At 71.1% G+C, this 3,917-nt stretch carries 4 protein-coding genes; 3 read left to right on the forward strand and 1 reads right to left on the reverse strand.

Annotated features, from left to right (window positions below; translation table 11 throughout):
- A partial coding sequence (locus ACFV0Q_RS39300; protein WP_385012605.1) for a hypothetical protein occupies positions 1-1,081 on the forward strand: 1,081 nt, incomplete at its 5' end.
- A 30-nt stretch (positions 1,082-1,111) separates the two neighbouring features.
- Here ACFV0Q_RS39300 and ACFV0Q_RS39305 read toward each other — a convergent pair.
- Complete coding sequence (locus ACFV0Q_RS39305) at positions 1,112-1,723, reverse strand: YceI family protein (RefSeq protein WP_385012607.1); 612 nt, start codon at positions 1,721-1,723, stop codon at positions 1,112-1,114.
- Between the two features lie 261 nt (positions 1,724-1,984).
- Here ACFV0Q_RS39305 and ACFV0Q_RS39310 point away from each other — a divergent pair, with 261 nt between their 5' ends.
- On the forward strand, positions 1,985-3,568 hold the full coding sequence (locus tag ACFV0Q_RS39310; RefSeq protein ID WP_385012609.1) for an acyl-CoA carboxylase subunit beta: 1,584 nt from the start codon (positions 1,985-1,987) through the stop codon (positions 3,566-3,568).
- A 23-nt stretch (positions 3,569-3,591) separates the two neighbouring features.
- Positions 3,592-3,792, forward strand: coding sequence for an acyl-CoA carboxylase subunit epsilon (locus tag ACFV0Q_RS39315; protein WP_266573769.1), 201 nt, complete (start codon positions 3,592-3,594; stop codon positions 3,790-3,792).
- The last annotated feature ends 125 nt before the right edge of the window (positions 3,793-3,917 follow it).

Genomic DNA, 3,917 nt, shown 5'->3' on the forward strand with positions numbered 1-3,917 from the left:
GGTGCTCGGCGCCGTCCGCGCCGAGACCGGCGTCACCGGGCTGTACGCGGTCCGCCTCGGCGACGGCTTCAACGCCGGCGCCGACCGGGCCGTCATGCCGCCCAATGCCGTCCGCAACCTCACCGAGGCCGTCAAGACCGGTACCCCGGTGGACGCGAACACCCAGCTCAACAACTTCGTCGACCAGGCCCTCCCGCAGATGAAGGGCCACGCCCCCGCCTCCTGGGGCGGCTCCGCCGCGGACGAGGCCTTCCCCTCCGGCGCCCTGATCGGGCTCGGCGTGGTCGCGTTGGTGGGCGGCGGCGGTGCGTACGCGCTGGTCAGGCGCAACCGCAAGCAGAAGGAAGAGGCCCGGCGCGAGGCCATCGCCCGCCTCGCCGTGGTCGTGGACGAGGACATCACCGCCTTCGGCGAGGAACTCGACCGCCTCGACTTCCACCCCGGCGAGCCCGGCGCCGACGACGCGATGCGCAAGGACTACGAGCAGGGGCTCGACTCCTACGAGAAGGCCAAGCAGATCATGGCCTCGGTGCAGCGCCCCGAAGAGGTGCAGGGCGTGACCCAGGCGCTGGAGGACGGCCGCTACGCGCTGGCCTGTCTGGACGCGCGCCGCCAGGGCCGTCCGGTGCCCGAGCGCCGGTCGCCCTGCTTCTTCGACCCCCGGCACGGGCCGAGCACCGAGGACGCCACCTGGGCACCGGCCGGCGGGGCCGCCCGTACCGTGCCGGTCTGCACGGCGGACGCCGTACGGCTGCGCGACGGCCTGGACCCCGCGGTCCGCACCGTCGACACCCAGCACGGACCCCGCCCGTACTACGACGCCGGCCCGGCGTACGGTCCCTGGGCCGGCGGCTACTTCGGCGGCGGCATCCTGCCCGGCCTGCTGGTGGGCACGATGCTCGGTTCGATGATGTCCAGCCCGGCCTACGCCGCCGACTTCGGCGGCGGGACGGGCGGCGGTTTCGAGGGCGGAGACGTCTCCGGAGCCGACTTCAACCCGTCCGACTTCGGCGGCGGGGACTTCGGCGGCGGTGGCGGCTTCGACGGTGGCGGCGGCTTCGACGGCGGGGGCGGCTGGTAGCCGCCCCCGGGCCCCGCGCCGCCGGAGGCGTCAGGCCTGCTTGATGGCCGAGATGTCGAAGGTCAGCTTCACCTTGTCGCTGACCATCACACCGCCGGTCTCCAGGGCCGCGTTCCAGGTCAGACCCCAGTCCGAGCGCAGGATCTCGGCGGAGCCCTCGAAGCCGACGCGCTCGTTGCCGTAGACGTCGGTCGCGCTGCCCGCGAACTCCAGGTCGATGGAGAGCGGACGCTTCACGTCCTTGATCGTCAGCTCGCCGGTGATGCGGTACTTGTCGCCGCCGAGCTGGGCCGCCGCGGTGGAGCGGAAGCTCATCAGGGGGAAGGCCTCGGCGTCGAAGAAGTCCCCGCTGCGCAGGTGGCCGTCGCGGTCGGCGATGCCGGTGCTGACCGAGGCGATCTTGACGTCGATGCGGGCCGTGGACCGGGACGGGTCGGCGCCGTCGAGGTGCAGGCTGCCCTCGTGGTCGGTGAAGCTGCCGCGGACGTTGGTGACCATGGCGTGGCGCACGGTGAAGCCGATGCTGCTGTGGCCGGGGTCGATGGTGTAGTCACCGGTGAGCGCGGCGAGGGCCGGGTCCACTTCGAGCGTGGTGACGGCTGCGGCGGGGGTGGTCTGGCTGCGGCGGGTGAAGAGACCCATGGCTTCCTCCTCGGGAGATCCTGCTGGGGGGTGGCTTTGTTGAACTTTCAACGAGAATGACGCTAGACCCATTCCGTTCAAATTTCAACTTCCCGGACTCTTGTCGCACCGTTTTGTGGAACCTCCACAAAGGCCCACCGTCCCGACTGGGGGAGTCCATACATCCCCCGGAGGTTCTGTCCGGCCCGCACAGCGGATGGGGTCCGAGACTGTGTAGAACCAACGGAGGGTTTTCATGGCCGCGCTTCGTAAGGTCGGTACATGACCGTTGTGGACCAGACTCCGAGCGAGCCGACGGACGCCCGCGGGCGCGTGGCCGAGCTGCACTCCCTCCGTGAGGAGGCGCAGCGCGGCCCCAGCGACCGGGCGACCGAAGCGCAGCACGCCAAGGGCAAGCTGACCGCGCGCGAGCGCATCGCGCTCCTGCTCGACGAGGGTTCCTTCAAGGAGGTCGAACAGCTCCGCCGGCACCGCGCCACCGGATTCGGCCTGGAGGCGAAGAAGCCCTACACCGACGGTGTCATCACCGGCTGGGGCACCGTCGAGGGCCGCACGGTCTTCGTCTACGCGCACGACTTCCGCATCTTCGGCGGCGCGCTGGGCGAGGCCCACGCCACGAAGATCCACAAGATCATGGACATGGCCATCGCGGCCGGTGCCCCGCTGGTCTCCCTCAACGACGGCGCGGGCGCCCGCATCCAGGAGGGCGTCTCCGCCCTCGCCGGCTACGGCGGCATCTTCCAGCGCAACACCAAGGCGTCCGGCGTCATCCCGCAGATCTCGGTCATGCTGGGCCCCTGCGCCGGCGGCGCCGCGTACTCCCCGGCCCTCACGGACTTCGTCTTCATGGTCCGCGACACCTCGCAGATGTTCATCACCGGCCCGGACGTGGTCCGCGCGGTGACCGGCGAGGAGATCACCCAGAACGGCCTCGGCGGCGCGGACGTGCACGCCGAGACCTCGGGCGTCGCGCACTTCGCGTACGACGACGAGGAGACCTGCATCTCCGAGGTCCGCTACCTCATCACGATGCTCCCCTCGAACAACCGCGAGAACCCGCCGGTCCACGAGACCGACGACCCCAAGGACCGGCGCTCCGACGTCCTGCTGGACCTGGTCCCGGCCGACGGCAACCGTCCGTACGACATGCTCAAGGTCATCGAGGAACTCGTCGACGACGGCGACGTCCTGGAGATCCACGAGCGCTGGGCCCGCAACATCATCTGCGCCCTCGCGCGGATGGACGGCCAGGTCGTCGGCATCGTCGCCAACCAGCCCGGGCACCTCGCCGGTGTCCTGGACATCCACGCCTCCGAGAAGGCGGCGCGCTTCGTCCAGCTCTGCGACGCCTTCAACATCCCGATCATCACCCTCCTGGACGTCCCCGGCTTCCTGCCGGGCGTCGACCAGGAGCACGGCGGCATCATCCGCCACGGCGCCAAGCTGCTGTACGCGTACTGCAACGCCACCGTCCCGCGGATCTCCCTGATCCTGCGCAAGGCCTACGGCGGCGCGTACATCGTCATGGACTCCCAGTCCATCGGCGCCGACCTCACCTACGCCTGGCCGACCAACGAGATCGCCGTCATGGGCGCAGAGGGCGCGGCCAACGTCATCTTCCGCAAGCAGATCGCGGACGCCGAAGACCCCGAGGCGATGCGCGCCCGGATGGTCAAGGAATACAAGGCCGAGCTGATGCACCCGTACTACGCGGCCGAGCGCGGTCTCGTGGACGACGTCATCGACCCCGCCGAGACGCGCGAGGTGCTCGTGAGCGCCCTCGCGATGCTCCGCACGAAGCACGCCGATCTGCCGTCCCGCAAGCACGGCAACCCGCCGCAGTAACGAGCGAAGGAGACCTGCCACCGATGAGCATCGCCACGGACACCCTGCTGAAGGTCGAGAAGGGCAACGCCGAGCCCGAGGAGCTGGCCGCGATCACCGCGATCCTGCTCGCCCGCGCGGCCGCCACCCCCGAAGAGGCCGTCACCACCCGCCGCTCCCAGGCCGGCTGGCGCCGCCTGGAGCGCAGCCGCGGCTTCCAGGCCCCGCACAGCTGGCAGGGCTGACCGCCCGCGCCACGGCTCCGTCCGACGGCCGCCCGTCCACACCCGAACCCGGGTGCGGTGGGCGGCCGTCGGCGTTCGCCGCCCGGACGGGGGCACGGCAGTGGGGGGGGGACCGCCCGGGCGGG

This window comes from Streptomyces sp. NPDC059564, from assembly GCF_042735575.1.
Taxonomy (GTDB): domain Bacteria; phylum Actinomycetota; class Actinomycetes; order Streptomycetales; family Streptomycetaceae; genus Streptomyces.